The sequence below is a fragment of the Janthinobacterium saanense genome (assembly GCF_014200675.1).
Lineage (GTDB): Bacteria > Pseudomonadota > Gammaproteobacteria > Burkholderiales > Burkholderiaceae_D > Janthinobacterium.
Genome location: NZ_JACHCI010000006.1, coordinates 212,973 through 235,894 on the forward strand (window position 1 = coordinate 212,973; position 22,922 = coordinate 235,894).

The window sequence follows — 22,922 nt, forward strand, 5'->3', positions numbered from 1 at the left end:
AGTGTAAACCACCCGCTGAAAAGCTGGGGTCAGACCCGGCGGGTCTGACCCCGTCGTCATCGCAGTGCGCGCACATCCACAAAGTGGCCTGCGATGCCCGCCGCAGCGGCCATGGCGGGCGACACCAGATGAGTGCGGCCGCCCTGTCCTTGCCGGCCTTCGAAGTTGCGGTTCGAGGTCGAAGCACAGCGTTCGCCCGGCTCCAGGCGGTCGGCATTCATCGCCAGGCACATGGAGCAGCCCGGTTCGCGCCACTCGAAACCGGCATCCTTGAAGATGCGGTCCAGGCCTTCGCGTTCAGCCTGATCCTTGACCAGGCCGGAACCGGGCACCACCAGCGCCAGGGTCACGTTGGAAGCGCGGTATTTGCCGCGCACCACGGCGGCTGCCGCGCGCAAGTCTTCGATGCGCGAATTGGTGCAGGAACCGATAAACACCTTGTCGATACGGATATCCGAAATCGGCGTGTTCGGCTTCAAGGCCATGTAGACCAGCGCCTTTTCCATCGCGTCGCGGCGCACGGCGTCTTTTTCCTGGTCGGGATCGGGCACGCGGCCATTCACGCCGGTGACCATTTCGGGCGAGGTGCCCCAGGTCACTTGCGGCACGATCTCGGCGGCGTTCAGGGTCACCACCAGGTCGAAACGGGCGCCCGGGTCCGAATGCAGGGTGCGCCAGTAAGTCACGGCGCGCTCCCAATGCGGACCGGCCGGTGAAAATGGACGGCCCTTGACGTAATTGATGGTGGTGTCATCGACGCCGATGATGCCGGCGCGCGCGCCCGCTTCGATGGCCATGTTACAGACCGTCATGCGCCCTTCCATCGACAGCGCGCGGATGGTCGAACCGCCGAACTCGATACAGTAGCCGGTGCCGCCCGCCGTGCCGATCTTGCCGATGATGGCCAGCACGATATCTTTCGCCGTCACGCCGGCTGGCATGGCGCCATCCACCTGCACCAGCATGGATTTGGATTTCTTTTGCAACAGGGTTTGCGTGGCCAGCACGTGCTCGACTTCGGAGGTGCCGATGCCATGCGCCAGCGCGCCGAACGCGCCGTGGGTGGAGGTATGCGAATCGCCGCAGACCACCGTCATGCCAGGCAGGGTCGCACCCTGCTCGGGGCCGATCACGTGCACGATGCCCTGGCGCTTGTCGTTCATGTTGAAGTACGTCAAACCGTAGTTTTTGGCATTCTTGTCCAGCGTTTCCACCTGCAGGCGCGACACCGGGTCGCTGATCCCATCGATACGGCTGGTGGTCGGCACATTATGGTCGGCCACGGCCAGGTTGGCGGACAGACGCCACGGCTGGCGGTTCGCTGCGCGTAGGCCGTCGAAGGCTTGCGGGCTGGTGACTTCGTGCAACAAGTGCCGGTCGATATACAGAATTGTCGTGCCATCATCTTCGGCCCGAACAACGTGGGATTCCCAAAGTTTGTCGTAAAGCGTCTTCATCATGATTTATGCAGCGTTGCCACAGCCTGTGTAAGTAACTTGTAATTCAGTGAACTGTAATAAATGATCTCTCATACAGATTACAAGGATCGGCAATGATTATGCCATATTTTGCGCAACACAGAACCGAAACAGGTAAAACCGTTAGATTGGCGATACAAAGTTTGGAGGCTGAGATTGATATGGGTTAAAAATTGCTGAAATATCCCTTTTGCTGGCATGGCTGGAACACCTGCAGCCGCGTGTCCGAAGGAATGTCTGTGGGGCAAAAAATATGACTTCTCTGCGCAAGGTCAAATCAGACGTGCCAGAGCGTGGCGGAGCAAGTCGCGGCCCAGCTGCGCGCCCAAGGATGACGCAGCGCGCGCGCAGGAAATCGTGCGCGTGCAGCACTGGCTGGAAGGTGGCAGCTTGCGTCCAGACAGTATTTGATTCAGCAATAAAAAAACCCGCTACGCGTAGCGGGTTTTGCCAGGAGTAAAGCGAGCCTTAGGCGGCTAAACGCACGCTTCCCCTGCAACCATCCATCAGGAACGACAGGCCGACCACCAGCACCAGTTCGCCTTCCGCCGAACGGGCCGTGCCGGTAATGCCTTCCACGGTAATCGCCGTCATCGGCTTGATCACCAGGTCGGCCGTGCCATCGACGGCTTCCACGGCAAGAATATACGGTTGCGGTGCGGCCACCACGATGCCGACGCGCTCGCTGCACGATTCGTAGCCCAAAGCGCCCGCCAGCGAACGCACGGGCAATGGACGGCCCTGGTCTTTCAGGACCGGTGCGCCGCCCACTTCCATGAAGGTTTCCGGCAATTCGACCACGCGCTGCACCACCGCCATCGGCAGCGCCAGCGCGGCGCCCGAGGTGGACACCAGCATGGTCGGCACGATAGACAGTTCGATCGGCAGGCGGATGGCAAACTTGGTGCCATGGCCCAGCGAGGACTCGATGTGGATCGCGCCGCGGTTTTTTTCCACGGCGGTTTTCACCACGTCCATGCCCACGCCGCGGCCGGACACGCTGGACGCGACTTCCTTGGTCGAGAAACCGGGCAGGAATACCAGCTGGAAACATTCGTCGTTGCTCAATTGCGCGTTTTCGCTGATCAAGCCTTTTTGCTGCGCCTTGCTGCGCAGGAAGACCGGGTCCATGCCCTTGCCGTCATCTTGCAGCACGATCATGACGCTATTGGCTTCCTGCCATGCCTTCAGGGAAATATACGATTTGGCCGGCTTGCCGGCAGCCAGACGGTCTTCCGGCGATTCCACGCCGTGGTCTAGCGAGTTGCGCAACATGTGCACCAGCGGATCGTACAGGCTGTCGACCACCACGCGGTCGACTTCCGTCTCCGCGCCTTCGATGGTCAGCTCGACGTCCTTGCCCAGGTCTTTCGCCAGCTCGCGCACCAGACGGGGGAATTTCTGGAACAAGCGGCCCACCGGCTGCATGCGCGTGGCCAGGGTGGCGCGCTGCAACTCGGTCGAGTAGCGCGAGGCGCGTTCCAGGGTTTCCGCCAGGGTCGCCATCAAGCTGGCAGCCGGGCCTTCGAATTTGAATTGCAGCAAGCGTTCCAGCAGCACGGCAGCCTGGTTGGCAGCCTGCACCGATTCGCCGGCCACTTCCAGCAAGGCGTCGAGCTTGACGGCATCGACGCGGATGCTGTCTTCCTTGACGGGTGCGGCATGGCGCACCTCGGCGCCTTCGCGGCGGTCCACGCCATCCCAGGCCTTGCCGGCCGGCTTGGCAGCAGCAGCAGGCGCGGCTGCGGCAAGCGGCGCGGACGCTGGCGTTGCAGCCACGGCAGCCACTGGCGCGGCGGCGAGCTTGCTGCCTTCCGGCACCACCGCGTTATACATGCCGGTCCAGTCCAGTCCATCTTCTCCGACGACTGGTGCGGCGGCAACAGGGGCCGCGGCCACTTCGGCCACGACTTCTACTACCGCAGGGGCGGCAGCGGGCGCTGGCGCAGCCGGTGCATCGTTGCCTTCGATGGCGTTCGTCAGGATGTGTTCCAGCTCTTGCGGCATGGCCGGCAGGGATTCCGGCGCGGCGCCATTGGCCAGCTCCGTCAATTGGTCCGCCACGAAACCGGAGGCCTGCAGCGCTGCCTCGATGGCCAGCGGCGTGACGGGCGCGGCGCCCGTGCGCAAGGCATCGAACAAGTTTTCCGTCAGGTGGCAGGCGGCCACCAGCGCAGGCAAGCCCATGAAACCGGCGCCGCCCTTGATCGTGTGGAAAGAGCGAAACACCGCATTGAGCGTTTCCTTGTTGTCAGGATCGCGCTCGAGACGCAATAGGTGCTCTTCAACATTAACCGCAAGATCCATCGCCTCGACGACGAAATCCTTGAGCATATCGTCCATTAGAATCCCAAATCAGCAAGAAGATCGTCAACATTATTCTGGTCCAGCGCCACGGATGGCACCGACGGGCCCTGCATCAGCGGCGCAGCCGGCTTTTGCGCGAGTTTTTCACGCACTTCGGCTGGCGCGTTATCGCGCAGCAGCTGGGCCAGTTCGTTTTCCACCGTCTTGGTAATGTTGACCACTTTTTTGATCAGCTGACCGGTGATGTCCTGGAAGTCCTGGGCCATCATGATTTCCAGCAGGCGCGCTTTTTCCGCTTCCGTGGCAACCGACACGGCTTGCGTGAACTGGCGCGTGTCACCGGCCAGGGCCTTGAATTCTTCCAGGCTCAGCTTGCCGTCGAACAGCGCGCTCCAGCGGCTATCCATGTCCTTGGCCTTTTTCGACAGCACATCCTGTGCCGGCATGCCTTCGTCCAGCGTGTTCAAAACCTTGTTGGCGGCCTGCTCGGTCAAGGTGGCCACGTATTCCAGGCGGTCTTGCGCATCGACGATCTGCGAAGAAGCTTCCGTCAATGCCTTGTCGTAACCCAGTTCGCGCAAGGAATCGTGCAGCAAGCGCACGATGCCACCGAGGCGTTCAAACATGGGCTGGTCGGATTTGTCGACCGGATCGGCGGCATGTGCTTCAGCGGCCAGCTCAGTTGTCACCTCAGTTGTCACCTCAGTTGCGGCTTCGGCCACCGGCACAGCTGCGGCTGCTACCGGGGCCGCGGCGCTGGCCGACACCGAGTCGAACAAGGCTTCAAAATCGTCGTCCGCTATCTCGGCGGGTGCTGGCGTGGCGGCAGGCGCGGGCGCGGCCGTGCGTTGCGCGGATACTTCATCGAATAAGGCATCGAAATCATCAGCGGCGTTGGTCATATCCCTGCTTCTCCATAATTTGTCAAAATTCCGCCTGAACAGTGCGTTTTACAGACTGATACCCGCAATTTCTCGATTAAGATGATTTGAGGCAATACCGCTGCGATGGTGCGAGTGTATCAGGGCGTTGCCCTATTGGTAAATCTCAAAACGCGCTTCCCACTATAAAGCGGGCCTAGAATTGCTTTTCCTCACGGAAATAAGTGTTCCCACTGTTGTATTTTGAAATACTACCATTGGCGTGCGAGCAAGAACATGCCCAGGCAGGAAATCCCACCTCCCTTCCTCCACACAAAAGCGATCTTCTTGCTAATGTTGTCTATACTGAAGGTGCAAGAGTGTTGATAATTATCAAGTCTTTACATGAAAACAATGCTGCAGCCACGTCTACAATAAGACCTGCTGCGCGCGCCGGTCCATACACGAAGGAACTGCCATGTATAAGAAAATTCTGATCGCCACCGACGGCTCAGCCGTCTCCAACCTGACCGCCTGCGCCGGCGTGGCCTTTGCAGAACAGATGCAGGCGGACATACTCGCCCTGTATGTGGCGCCCGAGTACCAATACCCGGTGTATATCGAAATCATTCCGCCGAGCTATCCCAGCGAAGAGGAATACCGCATCGCCATGCGCAAGGCCGGCGCCGGCCACTGGCAAGCCGTGCTCGATGCGGCAGCCAAACGGGGACTGCAGGCAACCGGCTTGACGACGTTCTCCGACAGTCCCGCCCTGAAAATTGTCGAAGTGGCCCAGTTGCAGCATTGCGACCTGATTTTCATGGGCTCCCATGGCCGCAGCGGCTGGGGCCAGCTCTTGCTGGGCAGCGTCACCAACAAAGTCTTGTCGCACTCGACACTACCGGTACTGGTGCATAGGCTGATCAAGGAACCGCCGGCCCCATAGCAGGTCATATGAAACAGCGGCGCACGGTAGAAACTCGGGGATGGCGCCGTTTTCAGCTAATATGACAAGCTTTCCGATTTTTTAACAATTCTTTCTACCCTTGGCCAGCTCCTTGTGGCCAGCACAGACTGCAGGCCTATGATACGTATTGTGATTGCCGACGACCACACCATCATGCGCGAGGGCTTGAAGCGCATACTCGACGGCGCGCCCGATATCGATATCGTGGGCGAAGCCATCGATGGTTTCGAAGTACTGAACCATGTGCGCCAGGGTGGTTTTGACCTGCTGCTGCTCGACCTGTCGATGCCGGGCCGCAGCGGGGTCGACCTGATACGCCAGATCCGCAGCGAAGCGCCCAAGCTGGCCATCCTGATCCTCACCATGCATGAAGAGGAACAATACGCCGTGCGCGCCATCCGCGCCGGCGCGCAAGGCTATCTGACCAAGGAAAGCGCCGGCACCCAGCTGGTGGGCGCCATCCACAAAGTGGCGTCGGGCCGCCCCTACATCAGCGCCGAAGTGGCCGAACAGCTGGTGCTCAATATCATGATGCCCAATGAAAGCCTGCTGCATAAACAGTTGTCGGACCGCGAATTCGAAGTCTTTTCGCTGCTGGTCTCGGGCAAGTCGATCACGGAAATCGCCAACAACCTGCACCTGAGCGTCAAGACGGTCAGCACACACAAGACGCGCATCATGCAAAAGATGGGCATGAGTTCCCTGTCAGAAATGGTGCAATACGCCGTCGCCCACCGCTTGCTGTCTCCCTTCAAGACCTGAGCGCGCCCGCGCTCCGTCCATCATTGCCATGCCATCGGCATAGGCAATGACATACATCTCAGTAGGAACAATCCTACAGACACTGCCGTGGCTCCTACTCCCATATTCAGCCACTTGCTGATATTAATTTTATACGGCTGTTGGCATACTGAAATCAGTAATCAAGTTGCTGCCAAGTTATGTCCTTACGTCGATCGTTAATACCGTCGTCATACAGCAAGTCTTCAGCGAATTGAGCAATATCCGCCAGGTTCAACGCCGCCGGCCAGCATGACCGGGCGCAACGACCCCGTGCATTTCGTTATTCAAATCTGAACTACCTGTCACCAGGAGATGAACATGCTGTCCACGCAAACACCTGAAAACCGCCCAGCCTCGTCGTCGCTCGTCCCATCTTCCTCGATGGAAGCGGGACGCCAGCGCCAAGGGCGGCTGTGGTCGAATCTGAAGGAAGTATGTGACCTGCTGCATATCTCCAACGCCTGCACCATTGCCGCCGACGAGTTGCTGTTCCAGCACGTACAGTTCAAGACGGGGCAGCGCGTACACACCATCGGCCAGCCTTTCGACACCTTATATATTGTCAACTCGGGCTTTTTGAAAACCGTGCTGATCGACGAATTCGGCAACGAGCAGGTACTCAGTTTTCCCATGAAGGGCGACATGCTGGGCGTGGACGGCATCCACTCGCGCCATTATTCGTCGGAGGCAGTGGCCCTGTCCGACTGCGACCTGATCTTGCTGCCCTTCAAAAAACTGACGGCGCTGGGCCGGGTTCACCTGGAACTGGAAAACGTCATGTATGGCGTGATGAGCCGCGAACTGGTGCGCGAACAGGCGATGATCGGCATGCTGGGCGCGCTCAGCGCCGAAGCCCGCGTGGCCCGCTTCCTCGTTTCGCTGGCCGACCGCTTCGCGCAGATGGGCTACTCCAGCAAACTGTTCAACCTGCGCATGACGCGCCACGAAATCGGCAGCTATCTGGGCCTGACCCTGGAAACCGTCAGCCGCACCCTGTCCGCCTTCAATGAAATCGGCCTGATCACGGTGGACCAGCGCACCATCGGCATCAAGGATCCCGATGCCCTGAAAACCCTGCGCCGCCTGCCGCCATCGCGCTCGCGCGCCAAGCAACTGGCGGCCGCCAAGCTGAAGGCCGACACGCAAGCTGCCGCCAAGGCCGATGCCGCCCAGTTGCTCGCCACGATCTAAGCCATTGAGAACTAGCCGGACACAGGCTTGACCCGGCCGGAGCGCTTGCCGCCCCGCCGGGTCTTTTTTCGCCTCGACATCCTCGCCACACCCTCCTGCCGCCCCCGCACCGTTCCCGCCGCGCATGCCAATTCGCCATCTGAATTGACCAGGCGGCAATCCCCTCTCACAAATGCTCAACTAAATGCCCGATTTCGCATAAATAGGGCTTGCTTTTCGGGCCACATTCAACAATAATGCAAATACGAATCATTCTCAACTGAGATAAAAGAAAGTCAAAATGCATACTTCAAAACCCGCCTTGGTCCAGGATGCTCCTTCCGTTCACGCTCGTCCGCTCGCAAGCATGGCGCAACCGGCGCGCCGCATCACCAGCGAAGCGTTGCTGCAGCAGGGACGTGAAGTGGAAATCGAACACAGCGGCAAGATTTACCGCTTGCGCGTCACCCAATTGAATAAGCTGATCCTGACTGCCTGAACTGCCTCAACTGCATCAACATTACGCAGCAGCCAGGCATCACCCCGCCAGCCAGTCGCGCGCCACGTGCGCGCCAGCCAGCCAAACCACCGCACAGGAGTGTTTGATGGCGATCGACCTTAACTCTTCGATGTCTGTCGGCGCAAGCAGGCAACAGCCTGAATTGATGCTGTCAGCCGTATTGCACCTGATGTCGCATTACCACGCACACAGCACTGATAACGGTGCCTGCCCGAAACTGGCGTCGGTGATCGAACGCCATCTGCAAGTGCTGTCCGGCCTGCCCGACCTGGCGCCCGTGCTGCAAGCGACTTGCCAGCAACTGTCGCAGCAATGGGCCACGCGGGTCAGCCTGAATTTACCCACGCCGCCAAAAACCACCTTCATCGAACGCCTGGGCCGCATGGTCGGCACCAAGCGCCCTGCAGCTTCCCTACCGCAATAATTCTTCCGTTTCCCCTACGCCTAACAGGATATCGCCATGTGTGACAAAGACAAGTCTCTCCCCGTCATCAGCAATTGTTCCAGCGGCGAGGCCGAAAAGGCCGCGCTCGCTTCGCGCCGGCGACGGCTGTGGGAACTGTCGCATACCTGCCACTGCCCGCTGGTCGGCGTAGGCTTGCCACTTGGCTATTTGCGCAAGCTGGTCGGCAAGATGACGGGCGGCCGCGTGCTGGCCGACGATTACGAGGTACATGTAGGCGCCGTGACGGAATGCGGCGCGCGCAACCGGCTGTCGGAAGCGCTGCAAAAAGAACTGGAACGCCGTTACGCGCCCGTGATCCTGCGTTTTCGCGGCGCAAAAACGACGGAGCAAGTGGCGCAATTGTGGCGCGCGGCCGTAGGCAATGGCGATGTGGCCGGCGCCTTCTGGGCAGGCTTGACCCACCCGCGCTGCGATGCGGAACTGGAAGAGCAGATGTGCAGGGATTTGCACATGATACAACACCAGGCAGGCGCCTGCGTGCGGGCCGACATGGGCAAATTCACGGCCTTGCAGGAAGAAAACGCGCGCCTGACGCAGGAACTGGCCAAGCTGCAACAACGTAGCCATGCCCTGCTGCAGGAAAAAACGGGCGACCTGGAACGCCAGGAGGCGCTACTGCTGCGCGCGCGTGCCGACACCATCGGCAAGGACAGCGTGATCGACAGCTTGCGTGCCGAACTGGCGCAATTGCAAGCGATCGTGCCGGAACTGGAAGCGCGTACCCGTTTAGTGGAACGCCTGGCGCAGATGGATGAACGTGAGAAAGAATTGCGCCAGCAAATCAGCGAATTGAAACAGGCGCAGCCGCGCACGGCGCCAGTCGCACCGCCGCCAGCGCCGAAGCTGGAAGTGCCCACTGGCGGCAAGCTCAAGATGCCGATACGCCTGGTCGATCAAAGCGTGCTGTGCGTGGGTGGACGCAGCGGCAATGTGGCAACTTACCGCGCACTGATCGAGCGGGTCGGCGGCCAGTTCGCCCACCACGATGGCGGCCTGGAAGACAATGCCAATATGCTCGATTCCAGCCTGGCGGCAGCCGACCTGGTAATTTGCCAGACCGGCTGCATCAGCCACAGCGCTTACTGGCGCGTCAAGGATTATTGCAAACGGACCGGCAAGCGTTGCGTGTTCATCGACAACCCCAGCATTTCCAGCCTGGCGCGCGGCTTGCAGGAAGTCAGTGGCGAGATGGAACCGGCGGCACTGAACACAGCAGAATAAAGCGCCCCCGGCTTTTTTAAGCTGCCAGTTCGCGCTCGATGGCCTCGCGCAAAATCGCATCATCGGCCGTGGTATCGGGCGCAAAGCGTCCTACCACGCGACCATCCTTGCTGATCAAAAATTTCTCGAAATTCCACAGCACGTCGGTCGGGTTCTCTTGCACGATGCCATAACCGGCCAGCTTGGCGCGGAAATCGCTGCCCGGCTTTTCCTGCGCCTGCGGCTGCTGTTCGATCAGGCGCTGGTATAAGGGATGCTGGTCCGGGCCCTTGACGACGATTTTTTCAAACAGAGGGAATTGCACGCTGAACTTCGTGCTGCAAAAGTCCGCGATCTCGGCATTGCTGCCCGGCTCTTGCGCGCCAAATTCGTTGGCAGGGAAACCAGCCACCACCAGGCCTTGGGCCTGCTTGTCTTGATACAGTTTTTCCAGGCCTTCGTACTGCGGCGTCAAGCCACAGGCCGACGCCACGTTGACCACCAGTATTACTTTGCCCCGGTACGCACCCAAGGTGGCAGCGTCGCCATTGATGCGGTGCAAAGGAATGTCGTAAATGCTGTCGCTCATGATGTCTCCTTGGAAGAAAGAACCATCATAACCGCCTCTGCGCGGACGTGCTGGCGAAGCATTTAAATCCTCAGTACACGTCACGCCGGTAGCGTCCTTGCGCTGCCAGCGCATCGAGCGCGGGCCGGCCCAGTATGTCTTGCAAGGCCAGGTCGACGCCGCCTGCCATGCCGGCCAGGCTGCCGCAAATATAGATGGCAGCACCCTGTTCCAGCCACAGCTGCACTTCATCGGCATTGCCGCGCAAGCGGTCCTGCACATACAGGCGCTCTGGCTGGTCGCGCGAAAACACCATGTCCAGGCGCGGCAAGTCGCCGCTGGCATGCCAGTGCTGCAACTCTGCCCGATAGTGGAAATCATGCTCGGCATTGCGTTCGCCAAAGATCAGCCAATTGCGGCGCTGGCCAGCCAGCACCCGGCTTTTCAAGTGGCCACGCAAGCCGGCGATGCCGCTGCCGTTGCCGATCAAAATCAAGGGCCGGGCCGCATTGTCTTCCAGGCGGAAACGCCGATGCGGGCGCAAGCGCAGCTGCACCGTATCACCTGGCTGCGATTGCGCCGTCAGCCACCCGGACGCCAGGCCCAGGCTGCCATCGGAGTGACAATGCTGGCGCACCAGCAAATGCACGCTGCCGTCATGCGGTATCGAAGCGATCGAATATTCACGCGGCTGCGCCGGGTCGGCCGGCGCCGCCACCTGCACCAGGTCGCCCGACTGCCAATCGGGCAAAGCGCCGCTGGCAGGCGCCAGTTCCACGTGATACACGGCGCCACCCGCGCTGCCCGGATTCAACAAACGCCGCACCAATAAGGACCAGTCGCCAAAGGCGGGCGCACTCCAGTCCGGCGCATCACTGGTGCCAGCCAGGTGACTGAGGCTCTGAAACCAGTGCTCGATGGCGGCGCCGGCACTGCGGTCCACCTCGATGCGTTCAAACAGGGGCGAGGCGCCCTGCCCGGCCAGCCAGGTATCCAAAGCGCGGCCAAAGCCGCAATACTGGCTGTAACTGCTATCGCCCAAGGCCAGCAGACCATAGTGCAACTGGGGCAGCGCCAATTCTCCCGTCATCAGCTTGCCGATGAAGGCAGCTGCATTATCGGGAGCGTCGCCCTCGCCATAGGTGCTGACCAGAAACAAGGCCCGCTCGGCCTGCTGCAAATCTTCGGCACTGACATCGGCCAGCGCACACAGGCGCACGGGCAAGCCTGCCAGTTGTAAACTATGCGCCGTCTGCGTGGCCAGCTCTTCGGCATTGCCGGTCTGGCTGGCGTAGACCACCAGCCAGGCCGGTGTATCGGCCAAGGCCTCTTTGGCCGCTTTGTCTGCGCGGCGACGCTTGCGCGCGCGCAACCAGGGCGCCAGGCAGACGCCGGCATAACTGAGAGACATGCCAGCGAGCAAGGCCAGCCGCGTCGTATCGTGCGTAAAAATCATGGGGTTCAGTGTTATTCGTCCAGCATGGCCAGCATCTGGCTGCTCAATGTTTCGCGCAATCCATCTCCGTCACGCTGCAGGAAACGCGCGGCCAGGCCTTGCTCTTCGGCAAGCGCCAGGCCTGCCTCCGGGCCCAGCACGGTCAAGGCCGTCGACCAGGCGTCGGCCGCCATGCATTCGGCGTGTACCACGGTGACGGAAGCGAGTTGGTTGCTGATCGGCATGCCGCTGCGCGGATCGATGGTGTGGGAAACGCGCGTGGCGCCATCCTGAAAAAAGCGCCGGTAATCGCCCGACGTGGCCACTGACAAGCCATGCAGCGCCAGCAGCATTTCCGGTGGCTGTGGCATTGTGTCCGCCACGCCATCGACTTGCTCCAGCATCACCCACCAGGGCTGGCCGTCGGGCTTGCTGCCGGCACCGCGCAGCTCGCCCCCTACTTCCAGCAGATAGTGGCGTATGCCCTGGCTATCGAGATAGCGCGCCAGGCGGTCCACGCCATAACCCTTGGCCACAGCCGACAAGTCCAGCAGCAAACCGCCGGGCTGGCGCACGCGGCGGGCCGGCAAGTCCAGTGCCAGACGGCGACGGCCTTGCTGCGACAGCAGAAAGGCGACTGTCTCGGGTGTTGGCGATTGAAAACCTGGCTGCTCGTAACGCTGGCGGGAGCCGAAGCCCCACAGGTTGACCAGCGCGCCGGCGCAGGGATCGTAGGCGCCGCCAGAAACATGCGCCACATGCATGGCAAAAGCCAGCACTTCGCAAAAAGCCGCAGGCAGGCTGTGCCAGCTACCCGGCTCGGCCCGGTTAAAACGGCCCAGGTCCGAGTCTTCGCTCCAGTGGCTCATTTGCGCCACCACCAGATCCAGCTGCTGCTGCAAGCCTTGCTGCAAATCAACCTTACCGGCACGCCCAGAGTTGGCGTTTTCCAGCAGGTGCACCGTCCAGCTAGTGCCCATGCTGAGGCCGCTAAAATGGCGAGCGACGGCACCGGGCGGCGCGGCCTCGTCAGAAATATGGTGAGGCAGCAAGACCCGCCGGATAGACTCGCTACCCACGATTATTGCGGCAACACTTCCACACTGGCCGCGTAGGTCATGCGGCGCTCGGGCATGGCGGGCGGTTGACCCGCCACGGCAGGTGCGGCGGCAGGCCAGCTGCTGCTCAGGTAATACATGCCGGCGGCCGGCACGGTAAACGTGATCTCGCCCTTGGCATCAGTCGTCTGGCGGATTTCGCCAAGCACGCCACGGTAGCGCACGCCGCCTGGCACCAGGCTGAACGCCAGGTTGGCGGCCGGCTTGCCATCGATCAGGAAGCGCCAGGTGGCTTTTTCGCCTGCGTGCAAATCGTTGGGATGCGTGACGGGTACGAATTCCAGGCCCGCGCCGGTCGGCTTGAACACGGCCGTGCTGGTCTCGCCATTGCTGAAGAACGTTTCCAGACGGCCTGCCGTGCGCGTGACTTTCAATTCTTGCGCATCGGCTGGCACGTCTTTCTTGAAGGTTTCCTCGTTGCCACGGAAACGCTTTTGCTCGCCATTCACCTTGTAGCTGGCCATCACGGTTTGTGACACGATGGCCGCTTTATAGGTGCCCGGCTTTTCCAGCTTGACGTCGAACACGCTGCGCAGCCGTCCCGTCAATACATTGGCGGGCGCTACCGTGGCGCCATCCGGCCCCGTGATTTGCAGCAAGTCCAAACGCAGCGGCTGATGATCGATCTCAAACAAGCCATCGGACACGGCGGCATCCACCGTCACCCAGGCATCTTTGCTTTCCACCATCGTGCTCGATGGCACCATCCAGCCGCGATGGGCGTGGGCGTTCATGGCCAGACCGGCCAGGGCCAGCACCATCAATGACTTGCGTACTTTGGTAATCAACATGGGGGGAGCCTTATGGTTTGAGTTGGACGACGACGTTACCGAGTTCTTCCTTGCCCTTGGCCGGTATGGACTCGGCACTTTTCGGTGGCCACTGGAACGGTACGCGCACCAGTTCGCGTCCGCCCGCTTCACGCGCCGCTTCCACCACCAATTGATATTCGCCGGCCGGCAGTTTGTCGAGTACGGCTTTCGAACCAGGGAAGGTCAGATTATGTTCGCCGGGCGCACGCGTGGCGCCGCTGACGCCATCAACCGGCATGGCCAGGTCGCGGCCGCTCTTGCGCCACCATTGACGCATATCCTTGAGCCACTTTTCACCGCCCTTGTCTTTCTTTTTCACGTCGTACAGCACGGCCAGGTTGCCCACCACTTTCTGGTCCGGCGTTTCCAGCCAGGCAGCCACATAGGGGCGATGATATTCCGCCACGTTCAGTTGCGGGATTTCAAGCTTCAGGGACAGGTCGGCCGCCATGGCCGAAGTACCGATCAGGGGAAGTCCAAGCGCAAGGGAGTAGCGTAATTTCATGGTATGCCTGTAAAAAGTGGAAAATAAAAACATCAGTGTATGAATAGCAAGGCGATACCACACGGTATCAAAATGCCGAGTCCTACCATGGGCCAGGTCAGGGGACGCTTGACTGCATGGAACTTTAAAATCAACAAGCCTGTGAGGCAAAACACGACGCACAGGCCGGCAAAGATATCGATGAACCAGTTCCAGGCCACGCCCGTGTTGCGGCCCTTGTGCACATCGTTGAGCCAGGAGATCCAGCCCCGGTCCGTCACTTCATATTCGGCCGCGCCATCTTCCAGGCCGATGCGCACCCAGGCGTCGCCGCCCGCCTTGGGCAGCGGCAGATACACTTCCTCGACCGACCATTCGGCCGGGCGCTCGCCCGCATTGATGGACCACTGCTGAGTCAGCCAGCGCCCGGCGATGCCAGGCAGGGGCGCATTGGCGCCATCATGCTTCTGTGCATACGCGGCCAGCTGAGCCACCACCGGCGCAGGCACAGTGGCCTTCTGGCGCGTGACGGTCGGCTTGGCTTCAATCTGGGTGGCGTGATTCAGGGTAATGCCGGTAATGGCGAACAAAAACATCGCCAGCAAACATAGCGCCGAACTGATCCAGTGCCATTGATGCAGCTGCTTGAGCCAGACGGCGCGGCTGGCGTTCTGCCTGGCCTTGTCGGCGGCACCCACATCATGCGCGCCACGGTCAGATTGCTTCATTGACATCCTTAAAAATAAATTTCCCGGCCAGCCTTGCTACTTTTTCAAGAACAAAGCAGCACAAAGATGATAATGATTATCATTTATGAAGTCAATCAAAGCAGGGCATGCTCAGCCCCCCGTTTTGTAACAAGATTGAAACATGGATCACGCCCCAGGGTACGCTGCCGAACGGTGTCGCGGCCAGCCGTCTCCTATGCTGAAGCTTCGTCATCCACCAAGGGGAGCATGCCATGAGCTATAACAGCGAACAACTGAACATCATCGCGGGCAAGATCAAACAAGTCAAATTTGGCATGTTTACCACCAGCGATGACACACGCACCCTGACCAGCCGCCCGCTCACCCTGCAGCAAACCGATAGCCAGGGCCAGATGTGGTTTTTTGTCTCCAACCAGACACCGTTCGTGCGCGAGCTGTTGAACAATCCGCAGGTCAATATCAGCTTTGCCGAACCAGGCGACAGCCTGTATGTCTCCGTCTGCGGTCATGCAGAACTGGTCAAGGACCGGACCAAGGCAGAAGAATTATGGAACCCGCTGGTCAAGGCCTGGTTTCCAGGCGGCCTGGACGATCCGCAACTGGCGCTGATCAAGGTGAGCTTGCAATCAGCCGAATACTGGGATGTGAACAGCAGCAAGATGACGCAATTTTTTGAAATGGCCAAGGCCGCCATCACAGGGGACCAGCCCAGGGACCTGGGGGAACATGGAAGGGTGGATCTCTAAAAAAAACACTGGCGCAGTGCGCCAGTGTTTCAGCTGTTAATACCTGTCAGACACCGGTGCTGCCTGTGGTATCGGGCGTAGAAGAAGTGTCGGAGGCGCTTTGCTGGCTCTGGCCGCCAGCCCCACCCTGGCGGTGCGGCAAGCGGTCAGCGCGGCGCACTTCGCCGATGGCAAACAAGTCGTCGCCGATATCGAGACCCTGTTCGCTATCGACCAGCACAAAGTTTTGCCCTGCGGACGGGTCGCTTTGCTTGTTGCCCGACTCGCCAGTCGCGGCGCCGGACATATTGCCGGGATTACTCCCGGCGTGTAGCTTGTCTTGTGAATTAGCCATGTTGACCTCCATGGTGGTTTGCTGCACGATCGCAACGTCTTCAGCATAGTCCATGCACATCGGAACAGGTAGGGCGATATTGGATAAAACCGTATCGCCCCGCCTGTTCTTCCGGCAAATCAGACCTTAGCTGCCACGTGAACCTGAACCTGAACCGGAACCGGAACCGCTGCCTGAGCCCGAACCGCCGCCCTGCTTGCCGCCGCCGCTGGTGTCGCTGGCATTATTATCAGGCCGCATGTTCGCATTGTCGCGCGTGCCCGATGATGTGCTGGCGCTTTGCCGGTTGCCATCGTTTTTATGGCTTTGGCTGCCAGCCTTGCGTGCTTCTTCCGACGTGAATTCGTGGGCCGTGCCTTTTTCATGCGCGGCACGTCCGCCTTCGCTGGCGATTTCACGCTGCTGGGCAGGGTCCATGGAAGCGAAACCCCGTTTGCTGGTATCGCTTTGCTTGTTGCCGCTGCTGCTGCCCGCTTTGCTGCCTTGTTTATTGTCGCTCGATGTAGCCATGATGGTCTCCTTGGTCAAACAAAAATCAAACAGAAAACTGATTTCCATGCAAAGTCCACAACCCCGCATGGCAAGGGAAACCTCATCTTAGTGCGGGCCTGGGCCATTACAAATAGGACGGTGACATGAGAAAATGTAGGACATCTCCGTAGTCATGGCAGAGGGAAAATGGCCCCGTCCGCTAGCACAAACACGGCCTCGCCCACCGCCGGGCGCACGGCGTGGCCGCCTGTGAAAGCGCCAAATGAGGGCAGGATCAGCCGCGACGGCCCCTGCAGAAAACACGGCAGGCGCAAGCCGTCGTGGCCGACGCGCAGGTGATAGACGGGGTGGACGTGACCCGCCAGCACATAAGCCTCGCTGGGCGTGTCCGGGTGATGGCAAAACGCAAACGGCCCCAGGCGATATGGTTCGTCCACCATGCTCACGCCCAGCAAGCTCGACGGGTCGCCCGCATGCAGGTCGTGATTGCCGCGCACCAAGGTCAACAACAATTGCGGATGGCGGCGGCGCCAGGCCAGCATGGCCGCCACGGTGGCCGGCGCGTGAGCCGCCCTGGCATGCAAAAAGTCGCCGAGAAACACAATCTGCCGGCAAGCGACTTGTTCCAGCAAGGCATCGAGCGCCTGCAGGTTTTGCGTGGTAGTGCCGCGCGGCACGGGGACGCCCAGCGCGCGAAACGACGCCGCCTTGCCAAAATGACTATCGGCTACTACCAGCATCTGCTGCGCCGGCCAATACAATGCCTTGCCTGCCAGCAAGAGCACAGTTTCGCCGGCGAGACTGACGCGGCAACAGGCATCCATCAAGCAGCCGCCTTTTCCAGTTCGCGCACCAGTCGCGCTACGCGGTCCGACAGTTTTTCCGTGGTCAACTTTTCACGGAAACGCTCCACCATCAGGCCAAACGCAAACGGCGAGGCGCGTGGCAAGCTGTGCAGGGCCAGCCGGCAAGCATGCATCTGCTGCAAGGTGGTGCGCAAGCGCGTCAATTCCAGTTCCTGTTCCAGCACTTCGCGCTGCGCCTGCGTCAGCAGCAAGTTGGCAGCGTCATGCTTGCGAAATACTTCAAAAAACAGCGAGGACGACGCTTGCAACTGGCGCGCACTTTTCGGCTGGCCCGGATAGCCCTGGAACACCAGGCCGGCGACGCGGGCGATTTCACGGAAGCGCCGCTGCGACAATTCCGTCGCGTTCAGGCTGGCCAGCACGTCTTCCAGCAAATGTTCCGTGGCAAACAAGCCAACATCCGAACCCGTGTCAGCGCGAAACAGTGGCGCCAGGTCCAGTTCCTGCGGGCCCAGCAATTCAAAACCATAATCGTTGACGGCAATCGAAAACGTGGCAGGCGCACTGCGCGCGATGCGGTAGGCCAGCAGGGACGCCAGGCCCAGATGCACGGAACGGCCCGCAAAGGGATAGATGAAGATATGCCGGCCTTCGCGGCTGGACAAGGTTTCCAGCAGCAAGGTGGTGCGCGTGGGCAAGGCCGACCAGCGCTGCTGTATCGCCAGCAAGGGCGCCAGCGCCAACATTTCCGGCCCTTGCGCCTGGCCATCGGCGGCCAGCTGCAGCTGGTCCAGCACGGCATGCGCCAGTTCGGACGATAGCGGCATCTTGCCGCCCTGCCAGCGCGGCACGGCGCCCCGGTTGCCCGTTGCGCGCCGCACATAGGCCGTCATTTCATGCACACGCACAAATTCCAGGATGCGCCCGCCAAACAAAAAATGATCGCCCTGGCGCAGCCGTGAAATAAACGATTCCTCGATGCTGCCTATCCTGCCCCCGCGCATGAACTTCACTTGTATCGATGCTTCCGAGACGATGGTGCCGATGCTCATGCGGTGGCGCCGCGCCAGCGCTGCGTCCGGCACACGGTAGACGCCTTGCTCGTCAGGCAGCACGCGCCGGTATTCGGGATACACGGACAAGCTTTGCCCACCGCGCGCCACAAAGTCGAGCGCCCACTGCCACTCTTGCTGGCTCAAGTGGCGATACGACCAGGCCGTGCGCACTTCCGCGTACAGCGCCTGCGATATAAAACCGCCACCCAAGGCGATCGTCACCAGATGTTGCACCAGCACGTCGAGCGGCTTGTCGGGCACGGGCCGCGCTTCGAGTTCACCGTGGGCCAGCGCTTGGCGCGCGCCAGCCGCTTCCAGCAATTCCAGGCTGTTGGTGGGCACCAGGGTCACGCGTGAAATGCGCCCCGGCGCGTGGCCGCTGCGCCCGGCCCGCTGCACCAGCCGCGCAATCCCCTTGGCGCTACCGATCTGCAATACCCGTTCGACCGGCAAAAAATCCACGCCCAGGTCCAGGCTGGAGGTGCACACCACGGCTTTCAAACGCCCTTCCTTCAAGCCCTGTTCGACCCACTCGCGCACGGCGCGGTCCAGCGAACCATGGTGCAGGGCAATCAAGCCGGCCCAATCGGGGCGTGCATCGAGCAAATGCTGGTACCACAGTTCGGCTTGTGAGCGGGTATTGGTAAATACCAGGCTGGTCGCGCTCGATTCGATTTCAGCAATGAGCGGCTGCAGCATCTGGATGCCCAGATGGCCGCCCCAGGGAAAACGCGTGGGGTGCTCGGGAATCAGGCTGTCGATGACGATGCGTTTCTTCACCTTGCCTTCGACCAGCACACCGTCCGCCGCTACTCCCAGCAACACATCTTGCGCCTGCTGCAAATTGCCCAGGGTGGCCGACAAGCCCCATACCATCAAACTACCTTGCCACAGGCGCAAGCGGGCCAGCGCCAGTTGCACCTGCACGCCGCGCTTGCTGCCCATCAATTCATGCCATTCATCGACGATCACGGTTTCCAGCAAACTGAATCGTTGATGGGCGTCAAGCTGGCTCAGCATCAGCGACAGGCTTTCGGGTGTGGTGACCAGCACCTCGGGCCAGGCTTTTGATTGCCGCGCCCGCTGTGCGGCGCTGGTGTCGCCGGTGCGCGCTTCGATGCGCCAGTCCGGGACTAATTCAGCGCCCGAGGCTTGCAAGGCGCGTACGGTGTCGGCGGCAAGAGCGCGCATCGGCGTGATCCACAATACGCGCAGCCCCTGCTTGCGGCTGCTGCGTTGCTGCCGTGCAGCAAACAGCAAGGCGCCGAACCATACAGCATTGGTTTTACCAGACCCTGTGCTGGCGTGCAGCAAACCCGATTGGCCTTTGCCAGCCGCCCGCCAGACCGTGCGCTGGAAGGGAAACACCGTCCAGCCGCGATCAATAAACCACTGATCGATGCGCTGGAGCAGCGCGCTCTTGCTCATGCCAGCATGCCCTTCAGGGTGGCCAGGGTGTCGGCGTCGGCGATGGCCTTGTCTTCGCGACGGCGCAAGATACGGGGGAAACGCACGGCAATACCGGCCTTGTGGCGGCTGGAAGCGGCAATCCCCTCGAAGCCGATCTCGAACACCATGCTGGGCCGCACGCTGCGCACGGGGCCAAACTTTTCTATCGTTGTCTTGCGGATCACTGCATCGACCTGGGCGATCTCGGCATCGGTCAAGCCGGAATACGCCTTGGCGAAGGGCACCAGCTTGCGCCCGCCCTCAGCCTCGGGGTCGTCATCCCATACGCCAAAGGTGTAATCCGTGTACAGCGAAGCGCGCCGGCCGTGGCCTGCCTGCGCATAAATCAGCACGGCGTCGATGGTATGCGGGTCGATCTTCCATTTCCACCAGGTTCCGCCATCCTTGCTGCGGCCCACGCCATAGACGCTGGAAAGCTGCTTGAGCATCAAACCTTCCACGCCACGGACACGCGATTCTGTGCGGATGGCCGCCAGCGCTTGCCAGCTGTCCGCAACAATGGACGGCGACAATCGCAGCGTGGGCGCATTCACTGTAGCAATCAATTGTTCCAGCAAAGCGCGCCGCTCCTGCTGCGGCAAGTGACGGATATCGACGCCATCAAGCTCCAGCACATCATAAGCGAGCAGTACCACCGGCAAGTCGGCCATCAGCCTGGCGGAGACGGTCTTGCGGCCCATGCGTTTTTGCAGGTCGGCAAATGGCGCTGGCGCTTCCCCCGCTTGCCAGACAAGGATCTCACCATCGATGACCGTGCCTTCCGGCAAGGGCAAACGGGCAAGTTCCGGGAAACGCTCCGTCATCAGGTCTTCGCCGCGCGACCATAAGCAGCTTTGCCCATCGCGCCGCAGCAGTTGCGCGCGCATGCCGTCATATTTCCACTCGACCAGCCAGTCGCCCGGTTCACCCAGGATGGCGGGGTCGGCCTGTAGCGGATGAGCAAGGAAAAACGGATACGGCTGGCCGCCGCGCAAGGCATGCTCGCCCGCATGCGGTTCGCTGATCAGTTGCAAAAAGCCAGCTGCCGTGGGGCTGACACGGCCATCGGTCCAGCCCATCAAACGTTGGGCAATCAGCTTGCTGTCGACCGCCGCGATGGTGGCCAAGGCCCGCGTCACCAGCAATTTGGATACGCCCACGCGAAAACCGCCGCCGATCAGCTTGATCAGCAAAAAGCGTTCGCGCGTTTCCAGCTCATTCCAGTAAGCGTGCAGCGCCATGCGGATGGTGTCTGGCGCCGCGCCGCGCAAGGGGGCGATGCGCTGTTCCACCCACTCGGCCAAGCCCACATCGCTGCGCCCGGTGGGCGCAGGCAAGATCAGGGCGATGGTTTCCGCCAGGTCGCCGACGGTCTGATAACACTCGTCGAACAGCCAGTCGTCGAGGCCGGCAAACTCGGTCGCGTACTGGCGCAGCAGTTTGGTGGGCACGGCCTGGCGCGGCTTGCCACCAGCCAGGAAATACACGGCCCAGGCCGCATTTTCGGGTGAGACTTGCCGAAAATACGTTTGCAGCGCGGCCAGCTTGCGGCTGGTAGACGTGGTTTCGTCGAGTTCGGCGTACAGAAGGGCAAATTCACGCATGCGTTGCCTCTGGCCCGATGACTGGCTCCGTTTCCTCGTCACCATATTCCGTCTCGAAACCGCCCGCCAACAAGCCTTGCTGGCGCAGCCAGCGCACCATCACGGCGGTGGAACCATGCGTGACGATCACGCGCTGCGCACCGGTGGCGGCAATTGCCTGCATCAGGCCGGGCCAATCGGCGTGGTCAGACAGAACAAAACCCCGGTCCACGCCACGCCGCCGGCGCGCCCCGCGCAACAGCATCCAGCCACTGGCAAATGCATCGCTGTAGTCGCCGAAACGCCGCATCCAGGGCGAACCGGCCGCCGATGGCGGCGCGATGACGATGGCGTTGCGTAAAGCAGTTTTCTCTACGTCACCCACCATCACGGTAGGCGGCAAGGCCACGCCGCATTCGCGGTACACCGTGTTCAAGGCTTGTGCAGCGCCGTGGCAGACGATGGGGCCAATGCTGGCATCGAGGCCACTCAAAATGCGCTGGGCCTTGCCGAAGGCATAGCATAGCATCACGCTGCAGCGCCCGGCTTGCGCGTTGCTGCGCCACCAGGCGTTAATGTCGTCGACAATTTCCTGCGGCGCCTGCCAGCGGTAGATGGGCAGGCCAAACGTGGATTCGGTAATGAAGGTGTCGCAGCGCACGGCTTCAAACGGTGCGCAGGTGGGATCGGCTTCCAGCTTGTAATCGCCCGACGCCACCCATACTTCGCCTTGGTATTCGATGCGCACTTGCGCCGACCCCAGCACGTGGCCAGCCGGATGCAGCGAAATCGTCACACCATGGTGGGTAAGCCGCTCGCCATACGCCAGGCCCTGGAGGTTCACCGGCCCCAGGCGTGCCTGCAAGACTGGTACGCCGGCGGCCGCACTCAGGTAATGGCGATGACCCACGCGGGCGTGGTCGGCATGCGCGTGCGTGATGACGGCGCGCTCGACGGGACGCCAGGGGTCGATATAAAACTGCCCCGGCACACAATACAGACCCTCCTTGCGCACCACCACCAGATCGTCCATCCCTGCCTCCCAGACCAGTCATGACTGTGATGGGACGAGTGTAGAGGGAGGCTGGCACTGTCTCTGTCCGCCAGCGCACTTATCAAGGCATTAATGCACGAGGATAGCGAACAACAGCATCAGCAAACCTGCCACCGAAACCAGCCAGACCAGAGTGCGCACCACGGGAATGCCGAAGGCATACAGGGGCACGTAAATGACGCGCGCCGCCAGGTACAGCGCGGCGCCGTACAGTGTCAGCGTGCTTTCCTGCGCCGTGACGTGGATGATGAGCACGGCGGCGGCAAACAGGGGCAGGGTTTCAAACAGATTGGCCTGGGCCCGTTGCAGCCGGCCCGTGATCTTGCCCACCGGCGGCCCGGCCCCATCGCGCGCGCTCACGTTGTAGGCAGTACCTGTTTCCCGCGTGCGAAATAGCGAGGGCAGCATGATCTGCACCAGCGCCAGTACCAGGGTCCAGCCGAGTATCGTCAGTTCGGGTGTCATGCTTGCCTCTCAAGGATGTTTCAGGTGAAAAAGTTCAGGTGAAAAATCTGACAGGCAGCC

At 61.0% G+C, this 22,922-nt stretch carries 23 protein-coding genes; 7 read left to right on the forward strand and 16 right to left on the reverse strand.

Annotated elements, in window-relative coordinates:
- Window positions 1-56: 56 nt before the first annotated feature.
- From leuC to HDE72_RS11560, 3 genes are all read right to left on the reverse strand, one after another.
- Complete coding sequence (gene leuC, locus HDE72_RS11550) at window positions 57-1,460, reverse strand: 3-isopropylmalate dehydratase large subunit (protein WP_183740755.1); 1,404 nt, start codon at window positions 1,458-1,460, stop codon at window positions 57-59.
- A 486-nt stretch (window positions 1,461-1,946) separates the two neighbouring features.
- Window positions 1,947-3,821, reverse strand: coding sequence for a chemotaxis protein CheA (locus tag HDE72_RS11555; RefSeq protein WP_183740758.1), 1,875 nt, complete (start codon window positions 3,819-3,821; stop codon window positions 1,947-1,949).
- Window positions 3,821-4,687, reverse strand: a complete 867-nt coding sequence (locus HDE72_RS11560) for a protein phosphatase CheZ (RefSeq protein ID WP_183740761.1) — start codon at window positions 4,685-4,687, stop codon at window positions 3,821-3,823. Before HDE72_RS11560 ends, HDE72_RS11555 begins: the two co-directional genes overlap by 1 nt.
- Before the next feature lie 436 nt (window positions 4,688-5,123).
- Here HDE72_RS11560 and HDE72_RS11565 point away from each other — a divergent pair, with 436 nt between their 5' ends.
- The 6 genes from HDE72_RS11565 (at window position 5,124) to HDE72_RS11590 (ending at window position 9,772) form a co-directional block, all read left to right on the forward strand.
- Complete coding sequence (locus HDE72_RS11565; protein WP_183740764.1) at window positions 5,124-5,591, forward strand: universal stress protein; 468 nt, start codon at window positions 5,124-5,126, stop codon at window positions 5,589-5,591.
- 138 nt (window positions 5,592-5,729) lie between these two features.
- On the forward strand, window positions 5,730-6,374 hold the full coding sequence (locus HDE72_RS11570; protein ID WP_183740767.1) for a response regulator: 645 nt from the start codon (window positions 5,730-5,732) through the stop codon (window positions 6,372-6,374).
- A gap of 402 nt (window positions 6,375-6,776) precedes the next feature.
- The gene (locus HDE72_RS11575) at window positions 6,777-7,586 is read left to right on the forward strand and encodes a Crp/Fnr family transcriptional regulator (RefSeq protein WP_183740885.1); all 810 of its coding nucleotides are present in this window, start codon (window positions 6,777-6,779) and stop codon (window positions 7,584-7,586) included.
- Window positions 7,587-7,866: 280 nt separating this feature from the next.
- Window positions 7,867-8,064 (forward strand): hemin uptake protein HemP, encoded by a 198-nt coding sequence (hemP, locus tag HDE72_RS11580; RefSeq protein WP_183740770.1) that lies wholly within the window; start codon window positions 7,867-7,869, stop codon window positions 8,062-8,064.
- Between the two features lie 106 nt (window positions 8,065-8,170).
- A complete protein-coding gene (locus tag HDE72_RS11585; protein ID WP_183740773.1) occupies window positions 8,171-8,509 on the forward strand; it encodes a hypothetical protein in 339 nt (112 codons plus the stop codon).
- Window positions 8,510-8,545: 36 nt separating this feature from the next.
- Window positions 8,546-9,772, forward strand: coding sequence for a DUF2325 domain-containing protein (locus HDE72_RS11590; protein WP_183740777.1), 1,227 nt, complete (start codon window positions 8,546-8,548; stop codon window positions 9,770-9,772).
- Window positions 9,773-9,788: 16 nt separating this feature from the next.
- Here the strand turns inward: HDE72_RS11590 and HDE72_RS11595 are convergent, their stop codons facing one another.
- The 6 genes from HDE72_RS11595 to HDE72_RS11620 all read right to left on the reverse strand — a co-directional run bounded on the left by HDE72_RS11595 (window position 9,789) and on the right by HDE72_RS11620 (window position 14,896).
- The gene (locus HDE72_RS11595) at window positions 9,789-10,340 is read right to left on the reverse strand and encodes a glutathione peroxidase (protein WP_183740779.1); all 552 of its coding nucleotides are present in this window, start codon (window positions 10,338-10,340) and stop codon (window positions 9,789-9,791) included.
- Window positions 10,341-10,410: 70 nt separating this feature from the next.
- Window positions 10,411-11,775, reverse strand: a complete 1,365-nt coding sequence (locus HDE72_RS11600) for a sulfite reductase subunit alpha (protein WP_183740783.1) — start codon at window positions 11,773-11,775, stop codon at window positions 10,411-10,413.
- Between the two features lie 11 nt (window positions 11,776-11,786).
- A complete protein-coding gene (locus HDE72_RS11605; protein WP_183740888.1) occupies window positions 11,787-12,818 on the reverse strand; it encodes an FAD:protein FMN transferase in 1,032 nt (343 codons plus the stop codon).
- 17 nt (window positions 12,819-12,835) lie between these two features.
- Entirely contained in the window at window positions 12,836-13,663 is an 828-nt protein-coding gene (locus tag HDE72_RS11610; RefSeq protein WP_183740786.1) for a DUF4198 domain-containing protein, read from the reverse strand.
- A gap of 10 nt (window positions 13,664-13,673) precedes the next feature.
- Complete coding sequence (locus HDE72_RS11615; protein WP_183740789.1) at window positions 13,674-14,189, reverse strand: DUF2271 domain-containing protein; 516 nt, start codon at window positions 14,187-14,189, stop codon at window positions 13,674-13,676.
- A gap of 32 nt (window positions 14,190-14,221) precedes the next feature.
- Window positions 14,222-14,896 carry a PepSY-associated TM helix domain-containing protein gene (locus HDE72_RS11620; RefSeq protein WP_183740793.1) on the reverse strand — a complete coding sequence of 225 codons (675 nt, stop codon included), beginning with the start codon at window positions 14,894-14,896 and terminating at the stop codon, window positions 14,222-14,224.
- Window positions 14,897-15,129: 233 nt separating this feature from the next.
- Between HDE72_RS11620 and HDE72_RS11625 the strand changes: the two genes are divergently transcribed.
- Window positions 15,130-15,624, forward strand: coding sequence for a pyridoxamine 5'-phosphate oxidase family protein (locus tag HDE72_RS11625; protein WP_183740795.1), 495 nt, complete (start codon window positions 15,130-15,132; stop codon window positions 15,622-15,624).
- A gap of 46 nt (window positions 15,625-15,670) precedes the next feature.
- Here the strand turns inward: HDE72_RS11625 and HDE72_RS11630 are convergent, their stop codons facing one another.
- From HDE72_RS11630 to HDE72_RS11660, 7 genes are all read right to left on the reverse strand, one after another.
- Window positions 15,671-15,958 carry a hypothetical protein gene (locus HDE72_RS11630; RefSeq protein WP_183740798.1) on the reverse strand — a complete coding sequence of 96 codons (288 nt, stop codon included), beginning with the start codon at window positions 15,956-15,958 and terminating at the stop codon, window positions 15,671-15,673.
- Between the two features lie 126 nt (window positions 15,959-16,084).
- On the reverse strand, window positions 16,085-16,468 hold the full coding sequence (locus tag HDE72_RS11635) for a KGG domain-containing protein (RefSeq protein ID WP_183740801.1): 384 nt from the start codon (window positions 16,466-16,468) through the stop codon (window positions 16,085-16,087).
- A gap of 152 nt (window positions 16,469-16,620) precedes the next feature.
- Window positions 16,621-17,274, reverse strand: a complete 654-nt coding sequence (pdeM, locus tag HDE72_RS11640) for a ligase-associated DNA damage response endonuclease PdeM (protein ID WP_183740804.1) — start codon at window positions 17,272-17,274, stop codon at window positions 16,621-16,623.
- Window positions 17,274-19,739 carry a ligase-associated DNA damage response DEXH box helicase gene (locus tag HDE72_RS11645; RefSeq protein ID WP_183740807.1) on the reverse strand — a complete coding sequence of 822 codons (2,466 nt, stop codon included), beginning with the start codon at window positions 19,737-19,739 and terminating at the stop codon, window positions 17,274-17,276. The genes pdeM and HDE72_RS11645 overlap by 1 nt, the downstream gene beginning before the upstream one ends.
- Window positions 19,736-21,364: an ATP-dependent DNA ligase gene (locus HDE72_RS11650; RefSeq protein WP_183740810.1), complete on the reverse strand. Its 1,629-nt coding sequence runs from the start codon at window positions 21,362-21,364 to the stop codon at window positions 19,736-19,738. The genes HDE72_RS11645 and HDE72_RS11650 overlap by 4 nt, the downstream gene beginning before the upstream one ends.
- The gene (locus HDE72_RS11655; RefSeq protein WP_183740812.1) at window positions 21,357-22,376 is read right to left on the reverse strand and encodes a ligase-associated DNA damage response exonuclease; all 1,020 of its coding nucleotides are present in this window, start codon (window positions 22,374-22,376) and stop codon (window positions 21,357-21,359) included. Before HDE72_RS11655 ends, HDE72_RS11650 begins: the two co-directional genes overlap by 8 nt.
- Before the next feature lie 90 nt (window positions 22,377-22,466).
- Window positions 22,467-22,862 (reverse strand): MAPEG family protein, encoded by a 396-nt coding sequence (locus HDE72_RS11660; RefSeq protein WP_183740814.1) that lies wholly within the window; start codon window positions 22,860-22,862, stop codon window positions 22,467-22,469.
- Window positions 22,863-22,922 lie beyond the last annotated feature (60 nt).

What these genes read in the sequence shown, in the direction of transcription:
- HDE72_RS11610 (WP_183740786.1), bottom strand. Translation starts at nt 13,663, where the DNA reads ATGTTGATTACCAAAGTACGCAAGTCATTGATGGTGCTGGCCCTGGCC.
- HDE72_RS11555 (WP_183740758.1), bottom strand. Translation starts at nt 3,821, where the DNA reads ATGGACGATATGCTCAAGGATTTCGTCGTCGAGGCGATGGATCTTGCG.
- leuC (WP_183740755.1), bottom strand. Translation starts at nt 1,460, where the DNA reads ATGATGAAGACGCTTTACGACAAACTTTGGGAATCCCACGTTGTTCGG.
- HDE72_RS11595 (WP_183740779.1), bottom strand. Translation starts at nt 10,340, where the DNA reads ATGAGCGACAGCATTTACGACATTCCTTTGCACCGCATCAATGGCGAC.
- HDE72_RS11615 (WP_183740789.1), bottom strand. Translation starts at nt 14,189, where the DNA reads ATGAAATTACGCTACTCCCTTGCGCTTGGACTTCCCCTGATCGGTACT.
- HDE72_RS11650 (WP_183740810.1), bottom strand. Translation starts at nt 21,364, where the DNA reads ATGCGTGAATTTGCCCTTCTGTACGCCGAACTCGACGAAACCACGTCT.
- HDE72_RS11625 (WP_183740795.1), top strand. Translation starts at nt 15,130, where the DNA reads ATGAGCTATAACAGCGAACAACTGAACATCATCGCGGGCAAGATCAAA.
- HDE72_RS11570 (WP_183740767.1), top strand. Translation starts at nt 5,730, where the DNA reads ATGATACGTATTGTGATTGCCGACGACCACACCATCATGCGCGAGGGC.
- HDE72_RS11655 (WP_183740812.1), bottom strand. Translation starts at nt 22,376, where the DNA reads ATGGACGATCTGGTGGTGGTGCGCAAGGAGGGTCTGTATTGTGTGCCG.
- HDE72_RS11645 (WP_183740807.1), bottom strand. Translation starts at nt 19,739, where the DNA reads ATGAGCAAGAGCGCGCTGCTCCAGCGCATCGATCAGTGGTTTATTGAT.
- HDE72_RS11585 (WP_183740773.1), top strand. Translation starts at nt 8,171, where the DNA reads ATGGCGATCGACCTTAACTCTTCGATGTCTGTCGGCGCAAGCAGGCAA.
- HDE72_RS11660 (WP_183740814.1), bottom strand. Translation starts at nt 22,862, where the DNA reads ATGACACCCGAACTGACGATACTCGGCTGGACCCTGGTACTGGCGCTG.
- HDE72_RS11560 (WP_183740761.1), bottom strand. Translation starts at nt 4,687, where the DNA reads ATGACCAACGCCGCTGATGATTTCGATGCCTTATTCGATGAAGTATCC.
- HDE72_RS11630 (WP_183740798.1), bottom strand. Translation starts at nt 15,958, where the DNA reads ATGGCTAATTCACAAGACAAGCTACACGCCGGGAGTAATCCCGGCAAT.
- HDE72_RS11575 (WP_183740885.1), top strand. Translation starts at nt 6,777, where the DNA reads ATGGAAGCGGGACGCCAGCGCCAAGGGCGGCTGTGGTCGAATCTGAAG.
- HDE72_RS11590 (WP_183740777.1), top strand. Translation starts at nt 8,546, where the DNA reads ATGTGTGACAAAGACAAGTCTCTCCCCGTCATCAGCAATTGTTCCAGC.
- pdeM (WP_183740804.1), bottom strand. Translation starts at nt 17,274, where the DNA reads ATGGATGCCTGTTGCCGCGTCAGTCTCGCCGGCGAAACTGTGCTCTTG.
- HDE72_RS11600 (WP_183740783.1), bottom strand. Translation starts at nt 11,775, where the DNA reads ATGATTTTTACGCACGATACGACGCGGCTGGCCTTGCTCGCTGGCATG.
- hemP (WP_183740770.1), top strand. Translation starts at nt 7,867, where the DNA reads ATGCATACTTCAAAACCCGCCTTGGTCCAGGATGCTCCTTCCGTTCAC.
- HDE72_RS11620 (WP_183740793.1), bottom strand. Translation starts at nt 14,896, where the DNA reads ATGAAGCAATCTGACCGTGGCGCGCATGATGTGGGTGCCGCCGACAAG.
- HDE72_RS11635 (WP_183740801.1), bottom strand. Translation starts at nt 16,468, where the DNA reads ATGGCTACATCGAGCGACAATAAACAAGGCAGCAAAGCGGGCAGCAGC.
- HDE72_RS11565 (WP_183740764.1), top strand. Translation starts at nt 5,124, where the DNA reads ATGTATAAGAAAATTCTGATCGCCACCGACGGCTCAGCCGTCTCCAAC.